25 protein-coding genes and 2 pseudogenes are annotated in these 26,236 nt (G+C 42.7%); 12 read left to right on the top strand and 15 right to left on the bottom strand.

The window, feature by feature from the left end; translation table 11 throughout:
* Nucleotides 1-18: 18 nt before the first annotated feature.
* Nucleotides 19-468, bottom strand: coding sequence for a hypothetical protein (locus tag BFG52_RS01730; RefSeq protein WP_067551775.1), 450 nt, complete (start codon nt 466-468; stop codon nt 19-21).
* A gap of 88 nt (nt 469-556) precedes the next feature.
* Between BFG52_RS01730 and BFG52_RS01725 the strand changes: the two genes are divergently transcribed.
* Entirely contained in the window at nt 557-1,444 is an 888-nt protein-coding gene (locus tag BFG52_RS01725; protein ID WP_067551772.1) for a hypothetical protein, read from the top strand.
* 185 nt (nt 1,445-1,629) lie between these two features.
* Here the strand turns inward: BFG52_RS01725 and BFG52_RS01720 are convergent, their stop codons facing one another.
* Complete coding sequence (locus tag BFG52_RS01720) at nt 1,630-1,875, bottom strand: SlyX family protein (protein ID WP_067551770.1); 246 nt, start codon at nt 1,873-1,875, stop codon at nt 1,630-1,632.
* A 36-nt stretch (nt 1,876-1,911) separates the two neighbouring features.
* On the opposite strand from BFG52_RS01720, the gene BFG52_RS01715 reads away from it, so the two are divergent.
* Complete coding sequence (locus BFG52_RS01715; protein ID WP_067551767.1) at nt 1,912-3,810, top strand: ATP-binding cassette domain-containing protein; 1,899 nt, start codon at nt 1,912-1,914, stop codon at nt 3,808-3,810.
* Nucleotides 3,811-4,045: 235 nt separating this feature from the next.
* On the opposite strand, the gene tusA is transcribed toward BFG52_RS01715, so the two are convergent.
* On the bottom strand, nt 4,046-4,303 hold the full coding sequence (gene tusA / locus BFG52_RS01710) for a sulfurtransferase TusA (RefSeq protein WP_067551764.1): 258 nt from the start codon (nt 4,301-4,303) through the stop codon (nt 4,046-4,048).
* A gap of 251 nt (nt 4,304-4,554) precedes the next feature.
* Here tusA and BFG52_RS01705 point away from each other — a divergent pair, with 251 nt between their 5' ends.
* Together BFG52_RS01705 and lnt are read left to right on the top strand one after the other, a co-directional pair.
* Entirely contained in the window at nt 4,555-5,388 is an 834-nt protein-coding gene (locus BFG52_RS01705) for an HlyC/CorC family transporter (protein ID WP_067558994.1), read from the top strand.
* Entirely contained in the window at nt 5,385-6,932 is a 1,548-nt protein-coding gene (gene lnt, locus BFG52_RS01700) for an apolipoprotein N-acyltransferase (protein WP_067551761.1), read from the top strand. Before BFG52_RS01705 ends, lnt begins: the two co-directional genes overlap by 4 nt.
* A 204-nt stretch (nt 6,933-7,136) precedes the next feature.
* Here the strand turns inward: lnt and BFG52_RS01695 are convergent, their stop codons facing one another.
* The 4 genes from BFG52_RS01695 to gspF form a co-directional block, all read right to left on the bottom strand.
* Nucleotides 7,137-7,481, bottom strand: a complete 345-nt coding sequence (locus BFG52_RS01695) for a hypothetical protein (protein ID WP_067551758.1) — start codon at nt 7,479-7,481, stop codon at nt 7,137-7,139.
* 383 nt (nt 7,482-7,864) lie between these two features.
* Nucleotides 7,865-8,611: an IS5 family transposase gene (locus tag BFG52_RS01690; RefSeq protein ID WP_067551755.1), complete on the bottom strand. Its 747-nt coding sequence runs from the start codon at nt 8,609-8,611 to the stop codon at nt 7,865-7,867.
* Between the two features lie 86 nt (nt 8,612-8,697).
* Entirely contained in the window at nt 8,698-9,141 is a 444-nt protein-coding gene (gene gspG, locus BFG52_RS01685) for a type II secretion system major pseudopilin GspG (protein WP_067551752.1), read from the bottom strand.
* An 81-nt stretch (nt 9,142-9,222) separates the two neighbouring features.
* Nucleotides 9,223-10,428, bottom strand: a complete 1,206-nt coding sequence (gene gspF / locus BFG52_RS01680; RefSeq protein WP_067551749.1) for a type II secretion system inner membrane protein GspF — start codon at nt 10,426-10,428, stop codon at nt 9,223-9,225.
* A gap of 267 nt (nt 10,429-10,695) precedes the next feature.
* On the opposite strand from gspF, the gene BFG52_RS01670 reads away from it, so the two are divergent.
* The 6 genes from BFG52_RS01670 to BFG52_RS01645 all read left to right on the top strand — a co-directional run bounded on the left by BFG52_RS01670 (nt 10,696) and on the right by BFG52_RS01645 (nt 17,928).
* Complete coding sequence (locus tag BFG52_RS01670) at nt 10,696-12,924, top strand: primosomal protein N' (RefSeq protein WP_067558990.1); 2,229 nt, start codon at nt 10,696-10,698, stop codon at nt 12,922-12,924.
* A gap of 117 nt (nt 12,925-13,041) precedes the next feature.
* Complete coding sequence (locus BFG52_RS01665; protein ID WP_067551744.1) at nt 13,042-15,099, top strand: cation:proton antiporter domain-containing protein; 2,058 nt, start codon at nt 13,042-13,044, stop codon at nt 15,097-15,099.
* Nucleotides 15,100-15,152: 53 nt separating this feature from the next.
* Entirely contained in the window at nt 15,153-16,028 is an 876-nt protein-coding gene (gene hslO, locus BFG52_RS01660; RefSeq protein WP_067551741.1) for an Hsp33 family molecular chaperone HslO, read from the top strand.
* A gap of 241 nt (nt 16,029-16,269) precedes the next feature.
* The gene (locus tag BFG52_RS01655) at nt 16,270-17,220 is read left to right on the top strand and encodes a DnaJ C-terminal domain-containing protein (RefSeq protein ID WP_067551738.1); all 951 of its coding nucleotides are present in this window, start codon (nt 16,270-16,272) and stop codon (nt 17,218-17,220) included.
* Nucleotides 17,221-17,232: 12 nt separating this feature from the next.
* The gene (locus tag BFG52_RS01650; protein ID WP_067551735.1) at nt 17,233-17,571 is read left to right on the top strand and encodes a chaperone modulator CbpM; all 339 of its coding nucleotides are present in this window, start codon (nt 17,233-17,235) and stop codon (nt 17,569-17,571) included.
* Nucleotides 17,572-17,664: 93 nt separating this feature from the next.
* Nucleotides 17,665-17,928: a YdcH family protein gene (locus tag BFG52_RS01645; protein WP_067551732.1), complete on the top strand. Its 264-nt coding sequence runs from the start codon at nt 17,665-17,667 to the stop codon at nt 17,926-17,928.
* Nucleotides 17,929-18,012: 84 nt separating this feature from the next.
* On the opposite strand, the gene BFG52_RS01640 is transcribed toward BFG52_RS01645, so the two are convergent.
* Genes BFG52_RS01640 through BFG52_RS01630 form a run of 3 tightly spaced genes read right to left on the bottom strand, consistent with a single transcriptional unit; the run spans nt 18,013 to nt 19,733 of the window.
* Nucleotides 18,013-18,870 (bottom strand): MBL fold metallo-hydrolase, encoded by an 858-nt coding sequence (locus BFG52_RS01640; RefSeq protein ID WP_067551729.1) that lies wholly within the window; start codon nt 18,868-18,870, stop codon nt 18,013-18,015.
* Complete coding sequence (locus tag BFG52_RS01635; RefSeq protein WP_067551726.1) at nt 18,858-19,310, bottom strand: YeeE/YedE family protein; 453 nt, start codon at nt 19,308-19,310, stop codon at nt 18,858-18,860. Before BFG52_RS01635 ends, BFG52_RS01640 begins: the two co-directional genes overlap by 13 nt.
* A gap of 12 nt (nt 19,311-19,322) precedes the next feature.
* Nucleotides 19,323-19,733 carry a YeeE/YedE family protein gene (locus tag BFG52_RS01630; protein WP_067551723.1) on the bottom strand — a complete coding sequence of 137 codons (411 nt, stop codon included), beginning with the start codon at nt 19,731-19,733 and terminating at the stop codon, nt 19,323-19,325.
* Nucleotides 19,734-19,823: 90 nt separating this feature from the next.
* On the opposite strand from BFG52_RS01630, the gene BFG52_RS01625 reads away from it, so the two are divergent.
* Nucleotides 19,824-20,147 carry an ArsR/SmtB family transcription factor gene (locus tag BFG52_RS01625; RefSeq protein WP_067551720.1) on the top strand — a complete coding sequence of 108 codons (324 nt, stop codon included), beginning with the start codon at nt 19,824-19,826 and terminating at the stop codon, nt 20,145-20,147.
* A 106-nt stretch (nt 20,148-20,253) separates the two neighbouring features.
* Here BFG52_RS01625 and BFG52_RS01620 read toward each other — a convergent pair whose 3' ends face one another.
* Together BFG52_RS01620 and BFG52_RS01615 are read right to left on the bottom strand one after the other, a co-directional pair.
* Nucleotides 20,254-20,559 (bottom strand): helix-turn-helix domain-containing protein, encoded by a 306-nt coding sequence (locus BFG52_RS01620; RefSeq protein ID WP_067551717.1) that lies wholly within the window; start codon nt 20,557-20,559, stop codon nt 20,254-20,256.
* A gap of 123 nt (nt 20,560-20,682) precedes the next feature.
* Nucleotides 20,683-21,741, bottom strand: a complete 1,059-nt coding sequence (locus BFG52_RS01615) for an RNA-guided endonuclease InsQ/TnpB family protein (RefSeq protein ID WP_067551714.1) — start codon at nt 21,739-21,741, stop codon at nt 20,683-20,685.
* A gap of 35 nt (nt 21,742-21,776) precedes the next feature.
* On the opposite strand from BFG52_RS01615, the pseudogene BFG52_RS17410 reads away from it, so the two are divergent.
* Nucleotides 21,777-22,007 (top strand): annotated as a pseudogene (locus BFG52_RS17410) (transposase); the annotation flags it as partial.
* 27 nt (nt 22,008-22,034) lie between these two features.
* On the opposite strand, the pseudogene BFG52_RS17405 reads toward BFG52_RS17410, so the two are convergent.
* From BFG52_RS17405 to pnp, 3 genes and pseudogenes are all read right to left on the bottom strand, one after another.
* A pseudogene (locus tag BFG52_RS17405) lies at nt 22,035-22,232 on the bottom strand (transcriptional regulator); the annotation flags it as partial.
* 267 nt (nt 22,233-22,499) lie between these two features.
* On the bottom strand, nt 22,500-23,711 hold the full coding sequence (locus tag BFG52_RS01605) for a magnesium transporter CorA family protein (RefSeq protein WP_067558987.1): 1,212 nt from the start codon (nt 23,709-23,711) through the stop codon (nt 22,500-22,502).
* Between the two features lie 238 nt (nt 23,712-23,949).
* Nucleotides 23,950-26,040 (bottom strand): polyribonucleotide nucleotidyltransferase, encoded by a 2,091-nt coding sequence (gene pnp / locus BFG52_RS01600; protein ID WP_171257354.1) that lies wholly within the window; start codon nt 26,038-26,040, stop codon nt 23,950-23,952.
* Nucleotides 26,041-26,236: the final 196 nt, after the last annotated feature.

Below are 26,236 nucleotides of genomic sequence, written 5' to 3'. Positions count from 1 at the left end.
TAAAATTTAATTTAAAACTTAAAGTTCTGCCAATGAAAGTAAAAATGCCTTCATTTGCTCTAATTGCGTCGCTTTTAGGTCGCTTTGCTCGTCCCAGTATATGCCCACACAATTTGCCTGCATATCAATAGCATAAATTCCGGCTAAAGTAATCGGTAAATGATTAAATTTATCATCACCCTGCACAACTTCTAGCTGTTGCTGCTCAACGCGCGCACGCATCAATGGCAACTGAGCTTGCGGTATGAGAACGCTATAATATGCCACCATGCTGGCACGATTTTCACTGGCCTTAGGAATTTTAGTCCACTCTGGCGCCGCGATTAGACGTGGATGTAGACCAATTTTCCGAGCTTTGTCACGCAATATCCCCAAAGCTTTTTCGCGTGGGCTAACTCTTAACCCAACAATGGAACCCAATACAAAAACCACAATTAAAATGGTTACCCAAAGCCCAATATTTTCCATAAGTCACCTTTGTTCTATTATTAGAGTTGCACAAGCATAGTAGAAAAGGCAAGATGTAAATATTGCCTTGATCGAATAAAGCATAACAATGAATTCAAAATTTCTCGTAAAAATTAGCAACATTATTGGCTTAGTGGCGATACTACTTTTAATTTATTGGGTATTTAGTTTTAGTCTTGTTTCCATCTTTGGTTTAAAAATATTCAGAGAACAACTCAGTAATACTTTTCTCATGAGCATTTTTGGGATTTTGTCTCTCATGGCCGGCGCACTTATGCTGAATATTATGTTTAATTTAACCCGCATTGCCGAACGTGATCAAACAGCACGACAACAACCTCCACCACGTAAATTGCTCATTGCGCTGCTACTGTTATTTCCACTGCTTGCAGCCTTATTGTTTGCTGGAGACTACCTCAGTGCACAAAAGAAAAAACAGATTTTTATTGCGACAGCAGAACAAATGCTGCAAACCCAGCCACAACGTTTCCAACAGCTTAGCAATTATCAATTTAATGCGCCATATATTGTAAATAGCGCAGAACATCTGGAGTTCTTGAGTCTATTAGACAACTCTTTTGCTGATCTCAGCGTGGTCGTGCCTGATCAAATCGATCATAGTCCAGTCTATCTCAGTTTTTCCAAAAACTATCCGATGCAAACTGTTCGTGCTGCAGATGCAGATGAAGTAGAACAGGCTGCAGAACAGGTCGTCGAAGTAGCAACAGCAATAGAGACACAGCCGTCCAATGAAAAACCATTACAACGGGTCTTATTGGACAAAAAACACTATGTACAACGTTTAAGCCTTGCCGAAAAAGACTACCTCAATGCAGTCTTCCAGCAACAGCAGCAAAAGCTATACTTTGAATCCAAAGATGGCAACTATACCTTGTATTATCCCTACGAGCATCAAGGTAAACGCATCGTGCTGGTTTTTTCCGACCGTCAGCGTTATGGCAAATTTGGGAGTTAATCCGCTCACCAAGTAACAAAACAAGTCCAAAAGCAACAACACAAATCCCTAAAATACCGGTACTGGACATTTTAGGGATTTGTAACTGATCCGCAGGCATTTTAGTGCAAAGCAGCGCATATAGGACGAGGTCAATGCTCGGTCCATGAATGCTATGCGGTTTGACTTCATCGCAGCATTTGACTTTAATAGTGCGGTGGAATATTGCTATTCGGATCAAAGGCAGCAATTCCCTCAGAGAGATCGGCAGACTCGATACGTTGATACAACAACTGCATTTTCTTATGTAAATCGAATATTTCAGCATTTTGCCGCGCGACTTGCTCATTTAATTGTTCAACTAAATCATCCAAAAATGTAATTCGGACTTGCAAATCTTCTAGGGTTGCGGAAAATGACGCCTGGTTCTGTATATTGTTTTGTTCAGTCATTTTTTAGTCCTCACTTTTAATCTCGGAAAACACGCTATGGCCTATATTACGTTAAGGGATGTTCAACTTGCTTTTGGTGGTCCAGCCCTCTTGGATGGCGCACACTTTAGCTTAGAACGCGGCGAACGTGTATGTTTAATTGGGCGAAATGGCGAAGGAAAATCGACCCTACTCAAATTGATTGAAGGTAGTATCGTAGCCGATCATGGCGAAATTTCCATTCAAAACGGACTAACTGTTGCGATGTTGGCACAAGACGTACCGCTTGATCACGGCAAGGTTGCCGATATCGTTGCCGATGGTGCAGGTGAAGCGGCCAAAGTGCTGAAAGCCTACCATGCCGCCAATGATGCCTGTGTGTTAGGGGATATGCAAGCCTGTGAAAAAATGGGTGATCTACAGCATCAACTCGATCAACTCGACGGTTGGGCGCTGGAAAATAAAGTGAATGCATTGCTCAGTAAAATGGGACTAGACCCAGAAGCCGATTTGGCTGAACTATCTGGGGGACGTAAACGCCGGGTCTTATTGGCACGTGCGCTACTGACCCAACCAGATGTGTTATTGCTGGACGAACCAACCAACCATCTAGACGTAGAAAGCATCGAATGGTTAGAAAAATTCTTACTCGATCAAAATAACCTTACCCTGTTATTTATCTCGCATGACCGTGCTTTTGTTGATCGCTTGGCAACACGTATCGTGGAGCTAGATCGCGGCACATTACGCAGCTATGAAGGCAACTATTCACGTTATCTCGAACTCAAAAATCAACAGCTTGAAGCTGAAGAAAAACAGAATGCTTTATTTGACAAGAAACTCGCCGAAGAAGAAGCGTGGATTCGTCAAGGCATCAAAGCACGCCGTACCCGTAATGAAGGTCGTGTACGTGCGCTGAAAGCCTTGCGTGAAGAATCTAAAGCACGCCGTTTCCAACAAGGCAAAGTCAATATGAATACCCAAGAAGCCTCGCGTTCAGGCAAGCTGGTGTTTGATATTGAAAACTTGTCGGTGCAATATGGCGATCATGTCTTGGTAAAAGACTTCTCGAGCATTGTGCTACGTGGCGATCGTATTGGTTTAGTCGGTGACAATGGTGTAGGAAAAACCACCTTAATCAAAGCCATTTTGGGTGAAATTGCCCATGGTGGGCAGGTCAAAATTGGTACGCAATTAGAAATTGCTTATTTTGATCAATTACGAGATTTACTCGACTTGGAAAAATCAGTCGCCAATAACGTCTCAGAAGGTTCTGACTTTGTTGATGTCAATGGACAACGTCGACATATCTATAGCTATTTACAAGACTTTTTATTCTCACCAGAACGCGCACGAACTCCTGTCAAAGCCCTTTCGGGTGGGGAACGAAACCGTGTCTTATTGGCCAAATTACTGCTAAAACCGTCCAACCTGATTGTGATGGATGAGCCGACCAACGACTTGGACATGGTCACCTTAGAACTCCTCGAAGAAATGCTCAGCGAATATAAAGGCACGCTGTTATTGATCAGCCATGACCGAGCTTTCATGGACAATGTAGTCAGTTCTACATGGGTCTTTGATGGTCAAGGTGGCATTCAAGAATATATTGGCGGTTATCAAGACTATTTACAGCAACGCCCAAGCACAGACGCAACTGCCAATAATCCACGTAAGGCCGTTGCGGAACCCGCCAAAAGCACGCCCCCTGCTAAAGCCGACAATACTGCCAAAAAAGCCAAGCTCAGCTATAAAGAGCAACGTGAACTAGATGCCTTACCGGGTGAAATCGAAGCCTTAGAACGTGAGCAAACAACGCTGACCGAACAATTGGCAGATGGCAGCTGGTTTGTACGGGATAGCGATGCTGCGACTTTGGCATCACAACGTTTGGCAGAAATTGACGATTTACTGTTAGAGAAACTTGAACGTTGGGATACGCTCGACAATATGTAAACGCGACAATATGTAAAGATGTAAGAGCCATAGATCGATAAGAATAGAGATCGCTAAAATAGAAATCAATAAACAGTAACAGGCGAGTTCGATCACTCGCCTGTTGCTGATGTGTGGACTCGTCTCTGCTGAGTTGAGCTTGTATTCGCTGAGTTTAGACTGTACTAAACAGTCTAAAAAGCCATTGTTTTCAATACTTGACTTGGACTTTTTAAGCCTCTTTGCTATAAGTCACTCAGGCTTTTTTAACCAGATAATGAAATTCTTTTTGCCCAGCATCATCTAAACGTTCTTCTTGTAATAACAGTTCATGCCCCAGATGTAAGCAAAATTTGGGAATATCCCAAGAGGTTGAATTATCGGTGGCAAAGATTTCAATAATATCGCCAGACTTTGCTTTACGAATGGCTTGATGCAACATCATCACCGGTTCTGGGCAACGTAAACCACGGGTATTTAACTGTAAATTGGGAAGTTGATCCGTTAAAGCCATTGCTACTCTCTATACTTGCTTGGCGCGATATGCAGACGACGGCTATTTTAGTGCGCGCAACATGATTTGGCGAATAAGTTTTACATCTTTCTTGGCTCTAATAGCCAGATCATAGTGTTATATCATACAAATATCTTCAGCCTCCACCGCCTTGCTATAACACAAAGCGTTAAGCAATAGAGATAGACATCTGTATTTTCTACGGTATGATTAAATCTGCTTTATTAATTATCGTATCTTTAGGAAAGATCATGCACGAGGAATCAGGCCCTTCGTGGGGTATGCGCGGTTTAAGAAAATGGTTAGGCGCAACGCCAGAAAACCGTGATGAAATGCTGAAGCTTGTTCAAGAGTCTGAGCGTTTCTTAGAACCAGACACCGTCGCCATGCTTGAAGGGGTTTTAGATTTACCCGCTACAAAAATTCGCGAAGTCATGACCCCGCGTACTGCGGTGGTCAGTTTACAAGAAGATGATGAATTATTAGATATTTTACATGTACTCATCGAATCAGCACACTCTCGTTTTCCCGTATTTTCTGCGGATCAACCCGAGAATGTGGTGGGTATTTTGTTGGCCAAAGATTTACTGCCCTTCTTGATGGATCGACAAGCCAAAGTCGATATTCGTGCGTTGATGCGTCAACCCGTCTTTGTTCCTGAAAGCGCACGTTCGGATCAGGTCCTACGGCAACTGAAAAATTCACAAACGCACATCGCTGTGGTGATTGATGAATATGGCAGTACTTCTGGTCTCGTCACCTTAGAAGATATCTTAGAAGAGATTGTCGGTGAGATCGAAGACGAACATGACAAAGTCGAGGCTGGGCTCTATATCACCCCTGATCCAGAACACCCTCATAACAGCTGGATTGTACAAGCACTCACCCCAATTGAAGAATTCAATGAACTGCTCAATGCCAACTTCTCAGACGATGGCGTGGAAACAGTAGCGGGCTTATTGTTACAAGAAATTGGCTTAGTAAGTGATTTACAAGGACAAGTCATTGAGCTTGACGATTGGACCTTTACCATCTTACAAGCTGATTCTCGTAGTATTCACTTGGTGAGAGCCACACGGGGATGAGAAGCTATTTCGACAAACTTAAAAATCAATCTAGTCCCATAGCTTTCATCTACCCACTCATCACGGCATTATTGGCAGGTGGTGTATTGAGTCTTGCTTTGGCACCATTCTACTGGTGGTGGCTCGCCATTCTATCCCCCGCCCTACTCTATGCCTGTCTTAGACAACGTAGTGCCAAACAAGCTTTTGTTATTGGTTGGGCTTATGGCTTTGGTTTATGGTTTGTTGGTGCATTTTGGTTATATACCTCAATCCATGTCTATGGCAACATTGCAGCAGTCTGGGCAACATTACTCATTGCCCTCATGGCTTTGGTCATGGGCTTGTTTAGTGCGGTACAAACTTTTATCTATCGCCGTTTCTTCCCCGAGACGCCACTGACCTTTGCACCGCTTTGGGTGCTCTTTGAATGGTGTAAAACTTGGCTATTCACCGGTTTCCCTTGGTTATTTGTCGGTTATGCCTTTACTGAATATGGCTTAGATGCTTATGCTCCAGCATTTGGTGTATTTGCCGTCTCTTTTGTTGCTGTACTCCTCGGCTGTGCTTTGGTAGAAATATTACGACGTCGTTTAATCTGGATCATTCCGAGCCTACTTGTTTTACTGGGCGCATGGGGTTTGAGTCTAGTGCAATGGGTTAGTCCAAAGAACACAGCACCCTTAAACGTTTCTTTGGTACAAGGCAATATCCCACAAGATATCAAGTGGCTAGTTGAACGTCAGCAGGAAACGCTCGATATTTATAATCGCCTCACCCGTACAGAATGGGGGCGTGATCTGATTGTTTGGCCAGAATCTTCCATTCCTATGCTACAAAGTGATATCCAACCATTCTTACTCGCAATGGATCAACAGGGTAAAGCCACTGGGAGTAGCTGGTTAACGGGGATTACCTACTTTGATATTCCCGCCAGTCAGCAGAGCGGTGAATACAAACTTTATAATAGTATTATGGCAAGCGGTGCCCAAGCAGATGGGCTGTATAAAAAACAGCGTTTGGTGCCCTTTGGCGAATATATTCCATTACATGGTTTATTGGCTTGGGTTTTACCCAATATCAGCAATATGGGCTTTACCGACTTAAGTCCGGGACCTAGCAATCAAGCCGCATTTCAGGTGAAGCAATATGCTTTGGCCGCTGCAATTTGCTATGAAGTTGCCTACCCAAACTTGACCCGCCGCAATGCCATAAACAGTGACTTCTTGGTAACAATTTCTAATGATGCTTGGTTTACCGGGACTCACGGACCTTGGCAACATTTACAAATGGTACAAATGCGTGCCAAAGAGAATGGTCGTTGGTTTATACGTGCCACCAATACAGGCATTACTGCATTTATTGATGCACAAGGTCATATTGTACAACAAGCACCACAAGACCAAAGCTTAGTACTACGTGGTGAACTGCCCGCGATGCAAGGACGAACTTGGTACAATCTTTTAGGCGATTGGCCGATTTTAATTCTCTCTGGACTATTATTGCTATTGGGCTGGATATATCGCCCTCGCCAATATGACATCTCATTTAAATCGAGACGCTAATCCATGTCAGCATGCTCTGAAACGACTCAACTTTTTGGCGCATGCTGATGTGGCGCGATACAGTAAATAATAAATCGTCTCCCACTGTCTAAACTGAAGCCGTTCAAATGGCAAGTCTTGCAGTACACAGTATTTAAAATATACGCGCTTAAAATAAAATACCGAGCATCTGCTCGGTATTTTATTTTAGCTTCAAGCTATTCATTAAAATTGAGTTGCTAAATAAGAAGCGATACTCATTAAGCTCAACATTGGCATATAGCGATAAAACTTAACCAATTGTTTTTCTAATGGGCTTGCCTCATCATCTGCCTCAGTTTTCAACTGCAACATAGAAGCCCATAAGGCATAAATAAAACCAATAATACTCAATGCTATAAAAATACTAAACGTTATAAACCCCAAGACAATCTGACTACTTCCTTCTGTATTTTGCCAGACCTCAGTAAATAGATGACTTGCAGGCAATAAGCTTAAGACCCAAATTGCGGATTTGAGCATTGAGCTATGAATGTCATGTACATTGACGGATAAACATATAGCCTTCATATACTCCCCCTTAAGCCAATTGGTTTATCTAAATTGGACAATACTCACTTCGACCTGTGTTTATATTGGAATCTCACGAAATAACCAACATAGGAGAAGTGATGATTGATGGCTTTATTATGCTTTGTTTTTCTAAATATAAAAGCCTATTTATATTCACAATCACAATTTAATTGTAACTATCACAGATGAAAATTGTTCTTATTATGGATCCCAATTGGTTTAAGGCGATAAATAGCCCAAAGATTAAAAATAAAAAAAACGCCTTTGCTATATTATTTTAATTCCCCACCTTATTTAAAATAATAGGCTTTAAATAAGGCGGGGAAATAATAGTTTATTTTTAATTAGGGTGTGTTGACATTTACAGTCGATAAATTGATCTAAAGAGGCAACCAAATATAGATACAAGCTAAGGCAACAGCACTTTGATAATTACGCTTTAGCTTGTCATATCGTGTAGCAACTCCTCTGAACTGTTTCAATCTGCAGAATGTATTCTCAACTAAGTGCCTGATTTTATACATATACCAGTCCATATAATCATTACTAGATTTTGTGTTGGATTTTTTAGGAATGTTCGCTTTTGTTTTAGTCGCTTCAATTTGATTTCTCAGACTTTCAGAGTCATAACCTTTATCAGCACATAGTATTTCTGATTCAGTCAAATCCAGTTTTGATACTAGGGCTGGGGCAATTTTTATGTCATGAGATGTCCCGTCAGAAATAATAAAGTCTATTGGATTACCATTAGAATCAGTTGCTAAATGTATTTTAGAGCTATTACCACCGATACTTTTAGAAATATCTTGATTCTTAATTCCTGCTGAATGTTGATGTGCTCTGACGTGACTGCCATCAATAAAAACCCATTCTTTGTCAGCATGTTTACTAAATAACTTAAATATATTCATAAGCTTATCATTTTTAGACCAACGATTATATTTTTTAAAGATTGAATTATGATTACCAAATTCTTTAGGTAAATCTCTCCAAGGACATCCCGTTCTAATACGAAATAAGATGGCTTCAATAAAATTTCGTAAATTTAATTTGAGATAAATATTAAAATGTCTGAAAATAGATTTTAACTTAGACCAGTGTTGATCATTTAACATTGTACGAGGCATAGCGAGTGTAAAATTACGTTTGGCGATTTGATTTTACTACCTCGCTATTTTTTTAGGCAACAAATGTCAACAGACCCTAAATAAATTTACTGTTCGCTATAATAAATATCAGCATCTAAACCTTCGCCACCCGGTTTACCATCTGCACCAAAAGAATATAAATCATAACTGCGCCCTTCACTCCCGGGTTGATTATACTGCAGGTTATTTTCCCAACTATCTTTAGGATAACCACCTTTTAAATAACCACCGGGTACCCAGTTTTTCACACTTTCAGGTTGTTTCACCAGTGCTTCCAAACCACCCTCTGCCGGTGTGGGATAATGACCATTGTCTACTTTATATTGGTCTAATGCACCTGCCACATTACTCAATGCCAGTTTGGTACTATCAACTTTGGCTTTATCGGCGCGACCTAGTACGTTCGGTACAACCAATACTGCCAAAATACCTAAAATAACAATAACAACCATCACTTCAATTAAAGTAAAACCCGATTGTTTTCTGTTTATTAAACGCTTCGCCTGCATTAAAATTCTCTCTGGTTTATTTGATTGGTGCTCTCTAATTGGTATTTTTTATAGCTAAAAATACATTCAGTCGATATCCCATCAAATTACATTATTCATATTAACGATTGGTAGCATTACCGCAATCACGATCACCAATACAATCCCTGCCATAAGCACCAGCATCAAGGGTTCCAATAATGCCAGCAAGGTCGCAATAAAAGTCGTGACTTCACGATCTTGCATTGTCGATGCCCGAGCTAGCATGCGGTCCAATTCGCCGGATGCTTCTCCACTCCTAATCATTTGCACCATCATCGCGGGGAAATAACCACAACGCTCTAACTGCGTTGCCAAATTTCCACCCTCAATAACTTTTTCAGTTGCTGCATGAATTGCATCACGCATCATCCAATTATTACTGACTGCCGCACCAATGCGCAATGCATCTACTAAGGGTACACCAGATTGCGTTAAAATCGATAAAGTACTTGCGAATCGCGCGGCATTTATACCACGTGATAATTTACCAAATAATGGCAACTTGAGTACTAAACGATCAAAAGCATAATGTCCAGCTGAAGTTTTTAAAAATTTAGCCCCTCCCAATATCAGCATAGCGCTAAGCAATAACATCAACGGCCATGCAGCACGAATAAAATCGCTACATTGCATTAAAGTGACGGTAATCCATGGCAGCGCTTGTTTACTTTGTTGAAAGGTTTTTACAATATCCGGCACCACATAGGTCATGAGCCCCATCACGATGGCAAAAGACATCAGTAGCAAAATGACAGGATAGATCATGGCACCCTGTATTTTCTTTTGCATCGCAAAGCGGTTTTCGGTGTATTCGGCCAATTGTTCCAAGATCAAATCCAGATGCCCAGAACGCTCCCCAGCAGCAATGGTGGCAACGTATAGCTCAGGAAAACGCCCTGCTTGTTGCATCGCTTGTGCCAAAGAATGCCCTTCGACCACTTTACTGCGCACCGCCAACAACAAATTTTTAACATGGTTTTTTTCACTTTGCTTCGCAACTGCACCCAAGGCTTCTTCTAATGGAATGGCAGCTGCCACCAATACCGACAATTGCCGCGTGATCAAAGCCAGATCATATGCAGAAAATTTCTTTTGTAGCCAATGACCAGATTGATGCTTTTGTTTGTTCTCAACCGGCTCTACCGTCAATGGCAACCAATGTTTATCACGTAATTGCTGACGGATTTGCCGTGCTGAATCACCTTCGAGCACGCCTTTTTGTTGCTTCCCAGAAGCATCCATGGCGGTAAATTGATATGCTGGCATGGTATTATTTTAAATCATCCTATTTTTGTACTGTGGTACTGTCTTATGCTGTGCTTTAAAAGCGCGATCATCTCTGTATCAGTCGGTTGACCACTCAAATTTAATGTAGCATATGCCTCATTGCTTACTGAAATATTTTTCAATTCACGGTATATATATCTGATTGAAGCAAAACAACTCGATGCCCCATATGCAATATCACCCAGCATGCAATATCAATCTGTCTCTGAGATAACGCTGCATGTCATACCCATGAGTTACACCTATATGACGCTAGACGCTTCCCAAACAACAAGCTTGCCTTATCGCATTCGCGTTGCTGTGCCGGTTCCTTTATACGACAGTTTTGATTATGCACTCACAGCTGAACAGTATGCCATTGCACAGATTGGTGCGCGTGTAGCAGTCCCTTTTGGTCGACAAAAACTGGTCGGCATTATTGTCGAAAAACTGGCACCTGATAGTGCACTTAACCCAAATTTTCAAATTAAATTTATCCATGCATTATTAGATCAGCAACCGATTCTAGAGCCGATAGTTTTAAGTTTATTGACATGGGCGGCACAATATTACCAATTCCCAATCGGTGAGGTCATGCACAGCGCCCTCCCCAGCCTGCTGCGCCAAGGCAAGCCCTATGATTTATTGGCACGTGTCTGGCGTTTGCTCGACCTAGATGCCGAAGCACAACTGAAACGCTCTGAAAAACAGCAACAAGCCTATAAAATTCTCAAACTCCATCCGCAAGGTACGGCAGAAACTATTCTCAACTTAAGTGGCATAGACAACAATGTACTCAAAGCCTTGGCAAAAAAAGGCATTGCACGTTGTGACCTAGAAACACAAGACTTTCGCCCAGAACCGGTACAACTGGCACAAATGCCTTTGACCGCCAATGCCGATCAAAAACATGCCATCCAACAGATTCTGAAAGCCTTACAGCGTTATCAAGGTTTTTTATTAGATGGCTTAACTGGGAGTGGTAAAACCGAAGTCTATCTGCAAGTCATGCACCAGGTCCTCAAACAAGGTAAACAAGTCTTGGTTTTGGTTCCTGAAATTGGTTTAACCCCTCAGACCATCAGCCGTTTTCAATCGCGCTTTCATGGGCATATTGCGTTATTGCATTCGGGTTTAACGGAAAATAAACGTCTGCAAGCATGGCAAGCCGCACAAACAGGTAAGGCATCGATTATTTTGGGTACCCGTTCTGCCATCTTGGCGCCCATGGCCAATTTGGGGTTGATTATTCTTGATGAAGAACATGATCTCTCTTATAAACAACAAGAAGGCTTTCGTTATCATGCCCGTGATGTAGCGCTTTATCGTGCAGCATTATTGCGTTGCCCTATTATTTTAGGTTCCGCTACGCCCAGTATTGAAAGCTATCATTTGGTTGCACAAGCTAAACTGAGCTGTTTACAGCTCAATCAACGTGCTGGCATTGCCAGCATGCCGAAAATGCATGTCATCGATTTGACGGTTGCCAGAAAACAGCATGGGCTCAGTGAACAACTGCTGACAGAAATGCGCAAGCGTTTGGCAGAGAATGAACAGGTTTTATTATTTTTAAATCGTCGTGGTTATGCCCCCGTCTTACTCTGTGAAAATTGTGCATGGCAAGCGCAATGCCCACATTGCGATGCCAATCTAACCCTACATGTACAGCCTTATCAGCATTTACATTGTCACCACTGCGGGACCATCCAAAGCATGCCGCAGCATTGCCCCAAATGCCAACATCAGCCGCTAAAACCGATTGGACTTGGGACTGCCAAAATTGAAAATGTCTTACAAACACTATTTAGTGATGTCCCAATCATTCGGGTTGATCGCGACTCCACCAGCAAAGTGGGCAGTTGGCATAAAATTCATGAACAAATTCATAAGAGTGAAGCCAGTATTTTGCTGGGCACACAAATGCTCGCCAAAGGGCATCATTTTCCTTATGTGACTTTAGTGGCCATTTTAGACATCGATGCCGGACTACTCAGCGTAGACTTTCGTGCACCTGAACGGACCGCACAACTGATTATTCAAGTGGCAGGACGTTCAGGACGTGGTGAGAAAAAAGGCGAGGTGTATCTACAGACTTATCGGCCTGATCACCCCTTATTTCAAACATTGCTAAAACATGACTATCGCTGCTTTGCGCAAGAGACTTTGGCGCAGCGGCAACTGGCACAACTGCCCCCCTTTCGTTATGCCATTTTACTGCGTGCCGAATCGCGTCACCAAGACTATAACCAGCAATTTCTCAGTCAAATGCGTGACCTGCTCTTACAACAAGCGGAAGAAAATCTAATCACGGTTTGGGGGCCAATTCCTGCGGCAATGGAGCGCAAAGCTGGGCGTTTTCAGGCACATATGGTCTTGCTCAGTCATGATCGACCACGCTTGCATTTTTATGTACGACAGTGGTGGCCACAATTACTCAAAGCCAAAACTGCGGATCTCCGCATCAGTATTGATGTCGATCCACAAGAATTAAGCTGAAACTATGAAATTGCTGTACATGGCGCTATAGTAGTTTTTGAATGCAATTTGCTCGAACAAGACTGTTTTACTTCAGGTCGTGCTTTATTTAGGATCATTTTTTCTTAGGGTCGGTTCATGCTCGCGCTACTTCAAGCCATTGTACTACTCAGCCTGTGCTTAATTTTACTGATTTACAGTAAACGTTATGCAATTTTTGCCGTAGTAGCCTGCATGCTCGCAGGTCTGCTGATAGCCCCCGTGTGGGTGCAACTCGGCACATGGTTTGATCCAGATACCCCCAAGCTCGACCTACAGCCTTATGCAGTTTGGGCAATGTTGTTCTTGCTAGGACTCAATTTTAAACCGCTCGCCTTATGGGCACTCGAACGTCGGCTGTGGTTACAACAAACTTTCATCTTCCTACTCTGCAGTGGCTGTATGAGCGCTGTTTTATATTGGGTCTTTGCGCTACCGCTGTTGCAAAGTCTATTGATTGCCGCAGCATTCTCGAGCGCATCGACCAGTCTATTGCAGTATTTACAACAGAATGTACAACAACAAACCACCTTAGCGCATTCCTCAACAGCACATTCAACCGCACATGCAACAACACAACAGAATCACGCTGCTCTCCATCTACAACAGGCGCAGATCAGTTATGACAACCGCAATAGCCTACACTTACACAACGTCTTTCTGCTGCTGATTTTAGCCTGCTTACCCCTGAGCACGATGGGAGATGCTATCGCCCAACAAGCCATTGGCTATAGCATGGCGATGATCACTGCCTTTAGTGGTTTATTGCTAGGTCAACGCTATCTGATCCATCCTTTATTGCGCTGGGCAAGTCGCGTGCACGGCAAAGAACTGTATCTTGCGATCTATCTATTACAGTTTTTACTGGTGTTTTTAGTGTTTAAGCTGCTGCATTTGCCTGCCTACTTTGCCGCCTTCTGTGCGGGGATGTTGCTTGCCCACAGTGAGCTGCGCAGTGATATTTTAACGGCTATTGATAAAATACAAACGTTACTCATCGGCTTATTCTTTGTCAGCATCGGATTGAGCCTAGCAATAGATATTTTGCTGCAAAAGCCGAGCCAAATACTGTTGCTTTTGCTGTTACTGCTACTCACAAAATTTGTATTCGGACTAAGCTTAGACCTATTCAACACGCAAAAAACACCTATGCCATGGAGCAGCCGCCTGTTCAGAAGTCTGGCACTGTGTGCTGGCGGTGAGCTGGGGCTGATTTTACTCTTACAAAGTGCGCACTTAAATGGTTTAGCGCTAGACCCAACATGGCAACAAATAGCGCTCTGGGTGATGAGCCTCAGCCTATGTATCAGCCCTCTAGGCTACCTGCTTCTGGCGCGATACATGCAACATCGCCAGCCCCCCACAGCGGCAACGCAGAACTTGCTCGCAACACCCTTGGTCATTGCGGGTTTTGGTCGTTTCGGGCAAATTATTGCCCGTGTGGCGCATCTGCAAGGTTATGGCTTTAGTGTGATTGACAATAACGTCGCGCAACTAGATTTTGTGCAACATTATCATGGACAATATCTCTATGCCGATGCGACGGATCCTGCACAACTGCAACAACTTGACCTCAACCAGAGTCAGGTTTTTGTACTTGCCATTGATGATGTGGAAGCTTCGATGTCAATTGCACGTTTTCTGAGATTAAATTACCCACAACTACATATTTTGGCGCGCGCGCGCGATCGCTATCACATGCACTTATTAAGAGATTTAGGCATTGAATTGATCTGGCGTGAAAGTTATCTATCGGCCTTAGACATGGCACAGGGTACTTTACAGTTATTGGGGCTAAACGCCACGCAAGCGGCGGAGCACATTGAACGTTTTCGTGTACATGACACCACCCTACTGTATGCGCAGCAACAGTACTATACGGATGAAGAAAAAATCTATAGTAGCTATGACAATTTCATCGTCGAGCTACAGCATTTATTTGCCAGTGATGCGCAGTCTAAGTCCTTATTTACCCGTGCTACAGATCAGACTGAACAGCATGCTCCGCCAACGATAACAACGCCAGCAACAGATCAAATTCATTCTGACATGCCACATAGACACGCAGAGCAGCATATGCAGGCTCAACAGCCATCACAACAGAACCATGACGCTTCAGATCCAACAGCGCAAAAAGCCCAGAATGATCTGCTTTAACGGCTTGCGATTTGGAAGATTGTCACCATATAGATTGAGATTTGGAGATTTTTATGACTGATATACGTCAACGCTTTTACATTGAAAACTGTCCCATCCGTGGTGAGGTGGTTCACTTAGAACACACTTTACAAACTATTTTGGCGCAGCGTGATTATGCGCCTGCGATACAAGTGCTATTAGGTGAAATGTTGAGTGCGACGGCGTTATTGGCCAGCACACTCAAAATTCGGGGACGCATCAGCTTACAAATACAAGCTGAAGGTAGTTTCAAATGGGCCATGGCAGAATGCAGTCATCTCGGTGAAGTCCGGGCTTTGGCAGAATATGAACCAGACTTACGTTTTGCCAGCGCGAGCAACAGCAGTACCGTCCTAGAAACTTTGCTCAACCCAGTGTTATTTATAAACATTGAACCAGAACATGGCGAACGTTATCAAGGCATTGTGCCACTGGACAAAGCAACTTTGGCAGAGTGTTTGGTGCAGTATTATGATTTATCTGCGCAAATCCCAACCCGCATCGTATTAGCCGCAACAGCGCAACGTGCTGGTGGTCTACTCATCCAGTTATTACCACGCAATGATGAAGATGAACAACAGTTAGTCGATGAAGATATTTGGCCACGACTGACCTTGCTGACAGAAACCCTAAAAGCTGAGGAACTGACAGACCTCCCAGCGGAAGAGATTTTATTCAGACTCTATAATGAAGAACAAGTCCGTTTACCTGCCGTTGAAGCACTAAAATTTGCTTGTACTTGTTCCAAAGAACGCTGTGCCAATGCACTGATACAGATCGGTGTCGATGCCGTCAATGAAACCTTAGAGCATCAGAATCCAATCGTTATGAATTGCCAATTCTGTGCTGCAACCTATCAGTTCACCGCAGAAGAAGCCTTGGGCTTATTTGGTAAACATTTAAGTTAATTATCTTAAATTTCATTCATACTTTGCTACAACATAGTGCTTGAGTCTAGCTACCCTGTTGTAGCAATATGAATGCAATATGACATATTGCGAAAATTTGCAGCCCCTGTCATTTATTGCATCTTCATCTATTCCATCATCATCCTTTTAGAAGGGTGAGATCGCGTGCGCTATCCAGCACGCCTTAAATAACCTTACATAATAAGTAATCAGACAAAATAGAGGCAGTCAGTCCTAGTTTATGAGCAATTATTACGAAGATCTCGGCCTAAGCCGTCAAGCCAGTCAAGAAGAAATTAAAAAAGCCTATCGAAAACTGGCCCGCAAATACCATCCCGATGTCAGCAAAGAGACCGATGCAGAAGCCAAAATGCAAACGATTAACGTTGCCTATGACACGCTTAGCAATCCTGAAAAGAAAAAAGAATATGATTTTTCTTTAGACCATCCCAATGGCTTTGCAGGTTTCCAAGGTCAAGGTGGACATGCCGGGCAAGGGCATTATTATCAACAAAGTTCAGGCAATGGGCAGCAAGATTTCAGTGGTTTTGAAGATTTATTTGGTCGCTTTGGTCAAGGTTTTGGCGGTGGACAACAAGAGTTCTACCGCGGTCGTCAATCCCAAACCGCTTATCGCGGTGAAGACCAGCATGCCAGCATCGAAGTTCCCATAGATGTCGCCTACCATGGCACCACACAGACCTTGAGCTTACAAGTCCCTAGCTATACCGCAACTGGGCAAGCCGAAGTACAGCGTAAAACCATTCAAGTCAAAATCCCAGCTGGGCTCAAACAAGGTCAGCAAATTCGCCTTGCAAAACAAGGGCAAGCCGGGATTAATGGCGGTGAAGCAGGCGATCTCTATATTGAAGTTCAATATGCCAAAACAGCACATAGTTGGGTCGAAGGCAATGATGTCTATCTCAAGGTCAATGTGACCCCTTGGGAGGTTGCGCTTGCCGAGAACATCACCGTACAAACACCAGCAGGTAAGGTACAGGTCAGTATTCCTGCCAAAGCACAAAATGGTCAACAGCTGCGTTTGAAAGGTAAAGGAATTCCAAGTAAAACTGCCGGGCAACTCTATCTTATTTTAAATATTGTCATTCCAACTGCCTATACAGAGGCTGAACGTGAAGCCTATCAACAGCTGGCAAAAACGTTTAACAACTTTAATCCGCGTAACGCCTAAAGGAGCATGATTATGAGCACATTACATTATCGTGAAGTTGTCTGTGAGGGTTGTTTTGATGTCGATGTTATCGATGAAAGCCGAAGCTTAGATCTACACAACTTTGCATCGGTCTGTGGTCAAAGCCCAGACTGGGTCTTACAGCTCTTGGAATATGAAATTTTAGCCGCGCGTCCTGATCATCGTATCCATCAATTTTTTGGTGAAGATATTGCACGCGCACGTCGTGCATATCGACTACAACGTGACTTTGAAGCCAGTCTCGCTGCAGTTGCCATGATGATGGACCTGATCGACGAAGTCCAACAACTGCGTCATCAAGTACGCTTTAGTGAGTACCATACCGTGTAAAACTTAATTTTTTCTTGAGTGCGGTATTGGGATTAGAACTAGAGTTGATGTTTTTTTTGAATGCATACACCATGCAAAGGATATAAAAATCACATGAATAGCAAGGTTTTAAACAAAAAAATGAAGCATATGTTCCCTGAGTATAGTGAGCTGATGATTGAGCTCAGGCAAAGCAACCCACACTTTGCCAAAATCTTAGAGCAACATGATGTACTGGACAAAGAGATTACTCATCTTGAGCTCAATCCAGTGCATGCGGTCAATACCGATATCGAAAGCCTCAAACGAAAAAAACTGCAATACAAAGACAAGTTATACACGCTGCTCAAACAAGCTGCTGCCGAAGAACAGCACTAAACACAATTGATCTCTCGGTCATGACGCTGAGTGCGCGCTAAAATCAAGCTCACCCCAATCCATCCATAGCTTGCGGGTGAGCGATCAAAAATAGTTCAACGGAATTTTTAAATAAGCAATCCCATTGTCTTCACATGGTGGCAAACGTCCTGCCTGCATATTGATGGGTAATGCCATCAGCATCAATCGCGGCATCGACAGTTGGGCATCACGCTGTTGACGCATGGCAACAAAATCCTCTAATGCAATGCCCTGATGAATATGAATATTATGCTGTTTCTGACGACCAACATCAGTTTGATAGCCATACTGCTCACGCCCTAGCGGCAAATAATCATGACACAAGAACAAACGGGTTTGCGCTGGAAACTGGTAAATTTTTTGGATTGATGCATAAAGTTCAGCTGCATCACCATCGGGAAAATCGCAGCGCGCTGTGCCATAATCTGGCATAAATAAAGTATCACCAACAAAGATGGCATCGGCAACCACATAACTCAAACATGCTGGTGTATGACCGGGTGTTGCCAAGGTATAAGCTGCCAATTCGCCAATATAAAAACGTTCCTGATCGGCAAAAAGATAATCAAAATCTGTAGGCTTTGCCTCAAGCTGATAAATCTGCGCGAAGCGTTGTTGTACCCGTGCAATCTGTTGACTCATGGCAATACAACCACCGAGTTTTTGCTTTAAATACTGTGCAGCGGTCAAGTGATCTGCATGTACATGGGTTTCTAAAATCCATTGTAACTGTAGTTGTTGTTGCTCAATATAGGCAATGATTTGATCTGCCAATACAGTGGTGGTGGTTGCCGATACAGGATCAAAATTTAAGACGCTGTCAATGACTGCACATTGCTTACGTACTGGGTCTGCGACCACATAGCTGAAGCTATGGGTTTGAGGATCAAAAAAAGCTTGGATGTCGGCTATTTGCTGCATCTATTCGCTCCATGCCATGCTGCCCAACAACGATCCCAATAACGATAAAGATAAACACCTGCGATCATTGCCACAATAAAATACAGCCCCTCAAGATGTCCTAGTGCCAGCAAGCTAAAACTTGGTGCCGGGCATATGCCTGCCAAGCCCCAGCCCACGCCAAAAATAGCACTTCCCACCAGTAGCTTGGCATCGACGTGTTGTTGTGTCGGCAATTGTATTGCCTCGCCATACAAAGTTTTGGGTGATTTTTGCCGTAGCGCTTTTTGCATGGGAATAATCGTCACCGCAATCGCCCCCAACATCACCACAGCCAGTGTTGGGTCCCAGTCACCAAACACATCGAGAAAGCCCAGTACTTTGGCTGGATTGGACATCCCCGACAGCATCAAGCCCAAAGCAAATAGACCACCACAGAGAAAGGCCCAAAGATTTTTCATTGCGATGACTCCTTATATAATATGCCGCATCACAAAAACCGTTACAGCACCCGTCAGCATAAACATACTGGTTGCTAGCAATGAACGCTTCGCGCCCCGACTGACCCCGCAGATCCCATGACCACTGGTACATCCTGAGCCCAGTTGGGTGCCAAAGCCTACCAATAGACCAGCCAACAGTAATAGCCACGGACGAGCATTCACCAACACCTCCGGTTGCAACCAGATGCTATAGATAAATGGCATGACTATCAGCCCAGCCATAAAAGCCCAAGCAGGTGTTTTAAAAAAGCTTTGTAGCTGTAGAATTTGCGCGATCATGCCACTTACCCCAGCAATGCGACCATTTAGATATAAATAGCCCACTACAGCCACCCCCAATAACATGCCACCCAGCAAAGCTTGCCACAAATCAGGTATCATAACGGCTCTACCATTTTGCCTTTAATATACTTTTTTATATTATATAATTAAATATATTAATCAAGCACTGTTTGACAGATTAGGTTCAGCATGGAAAAAGCAACCGCCAGTATGAATATCAATTTTGAGCAAGTTCCTACGGTTACAGCCTGTTTAAAAGTTTTGGCCAATCCTGATCGATTAAAAATTTTATGTGCCTTGATGGCACAAGAGCTGCATGTGCAGGAGATCGAAAGCTATACTGACATTCATCAGCCGACGTTATCGCAACAACTCGGCATATTACGTCAAGCTGAGATGGTCAGCACTCGCCGTGAGGGTAAACAGATTTATTATCAAGTGAGCGATCAGAAAGTACTGGATCTCATGCAAACGCTTTATCGTTTATATTGCCAATACCCCGATAGCCCCTAAAGCTCAAAAATTAGCTTATGTTAAGTATATTCCACAGATAGACACAGTGTGGAGATGAGTTAAAACGCCTTTATATCCAAACGCTTTAGCACTATCACCTTTTTAGTTACGCGAGTGCTTCTCTAACAAAAGATGGATTTTTAATAAAAAGCTTAATCAAGGATTGAGCAGCTTTAGATGGTTTACGCACACCTTGTTCCCAACTTTCTAAGGTTCGGACAGAAACGCCTAAGATATCAGCAAATTGCCGCTGACTTAATTTTGATTTTTGTCGAGCTAAAGCCACATCTGTCTGCGTAATGGTGTGAGTTTTTGTGGGTGTATTTGCAAGCATTTCATCTACTGCCATGAGTAATTCAGCAGCAATGTCCCGTTTCGCATCACGACTTTCAATATCATTTAAGTGATTCATTTAGTTTCTCTACTAAGGTACGTAGCACCTTTTTATCAAGTTGATCAATAGCAGATTTGCCGTAAATGGTGAGTAACCATATTTGACCATTCGCTAAACGGTTATATTGACATCCTCTCCGACCTAAAGGACGGGGACTCCTCCTGCGAGACGCTCATGTCCGAGCGCAAGAATATTCAATGCGGAATTTACATCCCGATCCCACGAGCTACCACACTCACGACATTGCCATTCTCTTATTCCAAGTCCTGCTCTACCTTTCGGACTACTGCAGCGTGAACCACAGCACGAGCAAGTTTGGGTGGTATAGGCTTCATTAACTTCTTCATACCATACTCCTGCGTTCTCGCATTTATACTTGAGCATTGTTCTTAGTGTTGTCCAACTGGCATCTAGCACCGATTTAGCTAATCTAGTTTGTGCTAATGCTTTGGCATTCACATTACCAACGAAGATGGCTGCATGTTCACTCACTAGTTTATGGCTGAATTGATGCAGTATGTTTTGACGGATATTTTTGATCTTGGCGTGAAGCGCTCTAAGACGTTTCTTATTTCTTGCTCTTTGAGCAATACCAAGTTTTTGTTCATATTGCCGATAGATTTTAGGGGCTTTCAGCTTTACGCCATCTGAACAAGTCGCTAAATCTTTTAAACCTAAATCTATGCCAATTGCGGTTTTAGAATGAGTTTTCTCTGTCTTAATCACTTCAACCACAAGACAAACGTACCAACGTCCGCGGCTGTCCTCGACAAACGAGCCTGTTTTAACATTGTATTTGCTTAGTCCGTAACTATCCCATACTTTGAATTGGTGCTTAGCATATTGAACATAGCCATCAGCATATTTAATCGCTACTTTCTTGAAGGGTATCCATCCTAAAGAGCGTCTAGCTGATTTTTTATTGCTGACACGCCATTTTAATTTTGCTTTCTTGAATTGCTTGCGTCTTGTCACTAATTCTTCTGTAACTGCCTGTATGGTTTGGCTGTGCAAGTTGCATTCTTTAGATGCACCTTTTGTATATTTTGCTATATCGTATGCTGAAAAGAATTGTTGTTTTCGCTGTAGATGCTTGAAGCATAAGTCATTGACATAATTCCAGACAAAATTAACCTCTGACGCTAGTTGGTCTAGCATCTTACAATGTTTATCTTTTATGCGTAATTTAAGTGTCTTCATACTTAAAAATATATTGGGTCTATGGCTAACAGTAAATAGCAATTACTAGCTTAGTGAATAGTTTAAAGGGTGCTTCCTGTCGCATTCTAAGAATGCAGCAAACACCCTGAAATTAAAACAAGCTATGGGGAAATGCTCTGTGGTCGCCTAGCTACTTTACTGCATCATGTGACGGTGCGCCAATTAAGATGATTAAACAATACATCCAACAACAGCAAACACCACACTACACACGAATGGCTTACGCCAGTCGCTTATATCCTTGAGCACCCCGAGGTTTTACGCTCCAAAGGATAAATTACTCTAACACCTCCACTTTTACCACTTTGACCAGATCCCCAGCGAATTTTACGTATTCCCCCAGAATGAGGTTCTACATCACCAGATTCAGGATTAGAGGCGAGAAAAATCTTAAACTCGTTATACGCTTGTTCTGTCCAATAGTCCGAATAAAACTTACTAAAAAGAGTAGTTTCACATATCGTATACATCGATCTTCCATATCTAGTACGACTATGTCGTAGTTGATATTCTACGACATAGTCGTATTTATTCAATGTTTTTTTCTTAAATTTGCATTGTAATGGCTTAAGGAAATCAAGCCATTATAATCAGCCTAAAATTAGAATCTAATATAGGGCGGTATTATCACCGGACTGGATCTCATGCAAACGCTTTATCGTTTATATTGCCAATACCCCGATAGCCCCTACAGCGTAGGGTGATCGCTATGAGCTCAGGCAGATCAATACACAGAGCTAGGATTTAGTTTTATTTTTCTTATTGGGTTTTAACGGCTCTAAGTGCATAAACCATAAAAAGTTCATACGTTGGTTTTGATTTTGCTGTGCCATCAATTCCAATACACTGCGCTCGCCTCGCCCAACCAAGTGTTGGCGATAAAAATAGCTGATTAATAAGAACGTGGTCAGTAGCATTAAGACAATCATCACCCAAAAACCGTGCGGCGAACGAATACCCGGAATAAACTCAAAGTTCATCCCATATAATCCCGTCAACAACGTTAAAGGTGCAAAAATCGCCGTAATAATAGCTAAGATACGCATATTTTCATTGGTCTGATTGGCAATCGCCGAAAAGTGTAAATCGATTGCCGACTGAATGGCATTCCGAAAACGTGTGGTATGGGTTTGAATACGCTCAATATGATTACTTAGATCATTAATACGCACCAATAATATATCTTGCCGTTCATTGCCCTTTTGTGATTTCAGGTGTTGGAAATTATCCACCACTTCATCTTTTAATTCTTGTAATGACTCGATTTGTTCTTCGCATAAATTTTCAATTTGCTGAAAAGCCATATTCTCTTGTAGTAATTGATTCCATTTATGGAAACGGCGATGGTCTTGTAATAAAGCCTGCTGCCAATAATCAACACGTTTGGTTAAAGGTACACGAATCTGCAAATAATCATCAACCATACTATTGAGCAAACGTAGTGCCAAATCTAAAGGTGAACTCGCCAATTTACGCGGTACATTTTGTTGTTCAATGGGACGCTGTAATAAAGTATTGACCCGACTAACATAACTTTCTAAGGATTGATTCCCTTGTTCACGTACTGTTAATAGTAGCTGTGGCGTAATAATAAAACTCACTGGCGAAGTTTCTAAAGCCAAAATGCTGGCATGCTGTTCGCTGGGATTATTGACCTGCAAGATATGGTCATTTTGTGTAATGAGCTTTCTAAAGATGAGTAAGTCATAATCTGCAAGCGTATCAAAGGTACAAGGATGTTCTAGATTTAAAATATCTTGTACATGTAGTTCATTTACATGTAAGCCTGTCTGCGCAAAAACCTGTTGTTGCCATAACATCGGCTGGTTGACCACATCCTCACGCACACAATCCATCCAGACAAATTCTGCGCTTTGGTCGGTCAATGCTGTATTTTGAATAAAATAATACTGTGCACTACGATGTTGATAAAAATAATAAATTTGCATGATCACCCTGAAGCTATTGCCAAGCGAGTCAGCATCATGCCATAAAAAACCAGACATAAACCAATAGCACCTGCTTAAAATTTAAAAGCAAGCCATTCTTATTTTAGAATCAATCCAGCCATAACCTTAAGACAGCGCCATAAAAAAAGAGCATCCCTAAAGATGCTCTTTGCTTTGTGTCAGACAACTGTTATCGCTGATATAGCCGTCTACAATGCAATGATCTGCAATAAACCACTTAAGCTTGTTCGATGTCTTTCATGGTCAATTTAATACGACCACGGTTATCGACATCTTGAACTTGTACTTTAATTTCTTGACCTTCAGTCAATACGTCAGAAACATTAGCAACACGTTCATTTGAAATTTGTGAGATATGCAATAAACCATCGGTACCTGGCATGATATTGACAAATGCACCAAATTCTACGATACGGTTTACTTTACCGACGTAAATTGTACCTGGTTCAATCTCAGCCGTTAAAGCTTGGATTTTGGCAATCGCTGCTTTGGCCGCTGCTTTGGTTTCACCAAATACACGTACTGTACCATTGTCTTCGATATCAATCGACGCTTTGGTTTCTTCAGTAATTTGACGAATTGTTGCACCACCTTTACCAATCACATCACGGATTTTGTCTGGGTTGATGCTGATCACTTCAAAAGTAGGCGCATGCATCGAAATTTCTGGGCGTGCACGAGAAATCACTTGATTCATGGCATTGAGGATGTGCATACGACCAGCATAGGCTTGGTTCAATGCGACTTCCATGATTTCTTCGGTAATCCCTTCAATCTTGATATCCATTTGCAATGCAGTGATACCGTTGGCAGAACCCGCTACTTTAAAGTCCATATCACCGAGATGATCTTCATCACCTAAGATGTCAGACAATACAGCAAAACGCTCGCCTTCTTTGACTAGACCCATCGCGATGCCCGCTACTGGTGCTTTTAAAGGCACACCTGCATCCATCAAGGCTAATGATGCACCGCATACAGACGCCATTGAAGAAGAACCATTTGATTCAGTAATATCAGATACAACACGTAAGACATAAGGGAAACGGTCAACGGCAGGTAATACGGCTTGTACGCCACGACGTGCTAGGCGACCATGACCGATTTCACGACGTTTTGGACCAGATTCACGACCTGTTTCACCGACAGAATATGCAGGGAAGTTGTAGTGCAACATAAAGCTGTCTGTTTTGGTTCCAGCAAGGGTATCAACCATCAATGCATCACGGGTATTGCCCAATGTGGCAGTGACCAAGGCCTGCGTTTCACCACGGGTAAAGAGTGCTGAACCATGTGCGCGGTCTAAAACACCAACTTGTACATCGAGAGCACGTACTGTCTTGGTATCACGACCATCAATACGTGGTTTACCTGATAAAATATTGTCACGTACGGTGCGGTATTTAAGGTCTTCAAATAAATAGTTTACTTCTTCAGCAATGCTGCCATCTTCATCGGTTTCTGGCACAAATTCTGCAATCGCTTGCTGATGTAAGGCATCAAGTGCAGCATAACGCTCTTGTTTAACCGCAATGGTATAAGCTTCAGAAATTTTTGCTTCAAATGCAGCTTTTAGTTTTTCTGCCAAGCTTTGGTCATGTGCTGGCGCTTCCCAAGTTGAAGCTGTTGCACCAGCAGCTTCAGCAAATTCTTTAATAGCTTGGATAGCAATTTGCATTTCATCATGACCATATAATACGGCACCCAGCATTTGATCTTCAGAAAGCTCTTTCGCTTCTGACTCAACCATCAACACGGCAGATTCTGTTCCAGCAACCACCAAGTCGAGATCTGATTGTTGCAGTTGCTCAATGCTTGGGTTCAGTACATATTCGCCATTGATCAAGCCTACACGTGCACCAGCGATTGGACCACGGAAAGGTGTACCAGCGATAGATAATGCTGCGGATGTACCCAACATTGCGGCAATATCAGCATCCATGGTTTTGTCAGAAGACACCACCGTCGCAGTGACTTGGATTTCGTTGTAATAACCTTCTGGGAATAATGGACGAATTGGACGGTCAATCAAACGAGAGATTAAGGTTTCTGCTTCAGAAGCACGCCCTTCACGTTTCCCATAACCACCAGGGATACGACCCGCAGCATATTGTTTTTCTTGATAGTTAACAGTAAGTGGGAAGAAGTCTTGCCCTGCTTTGGCAGTCGGTTGTGCCACAACAGCAACCAACACCGTCACACCACCCATGGTGACCAACACAGTATTGGCTTGACGTGCGACACGACCTGTTTCGAGCACAACTTGATGTTGACCATATTGGAATTCTTTACGAACGATATTGAACATTGACATGTAATTATATTTCCTAGTTATTCTAGTGGAGACCCCTAAGCTTTAGCATCTTGTTGTTTCATCATGATGGCGCTGTAAATGATAAAGCTTAGAAGCCGACCTCACTAGATATTTGAACCACCAACTTACTTGCACAAAGTAAGTCTAAAAAATGCAAAGAAGGAGCGAACAAGCGCCCCTTCTCACTCAT

The organism is Acinetobacter larvae, from assembly GCF_001704115.1.
GTDB lineage: Bacteria > Pseudomonadota > Gammaproteobacteria > Pseudomonadales > Moraxellaceae > Acinetobacter > Acinetobacter larvae.
The sequence above is the reverse complement of the archived record's forward strand: the minus strand, read 5'-3'. Positions and strand labels throughout refer to the sequence as shown.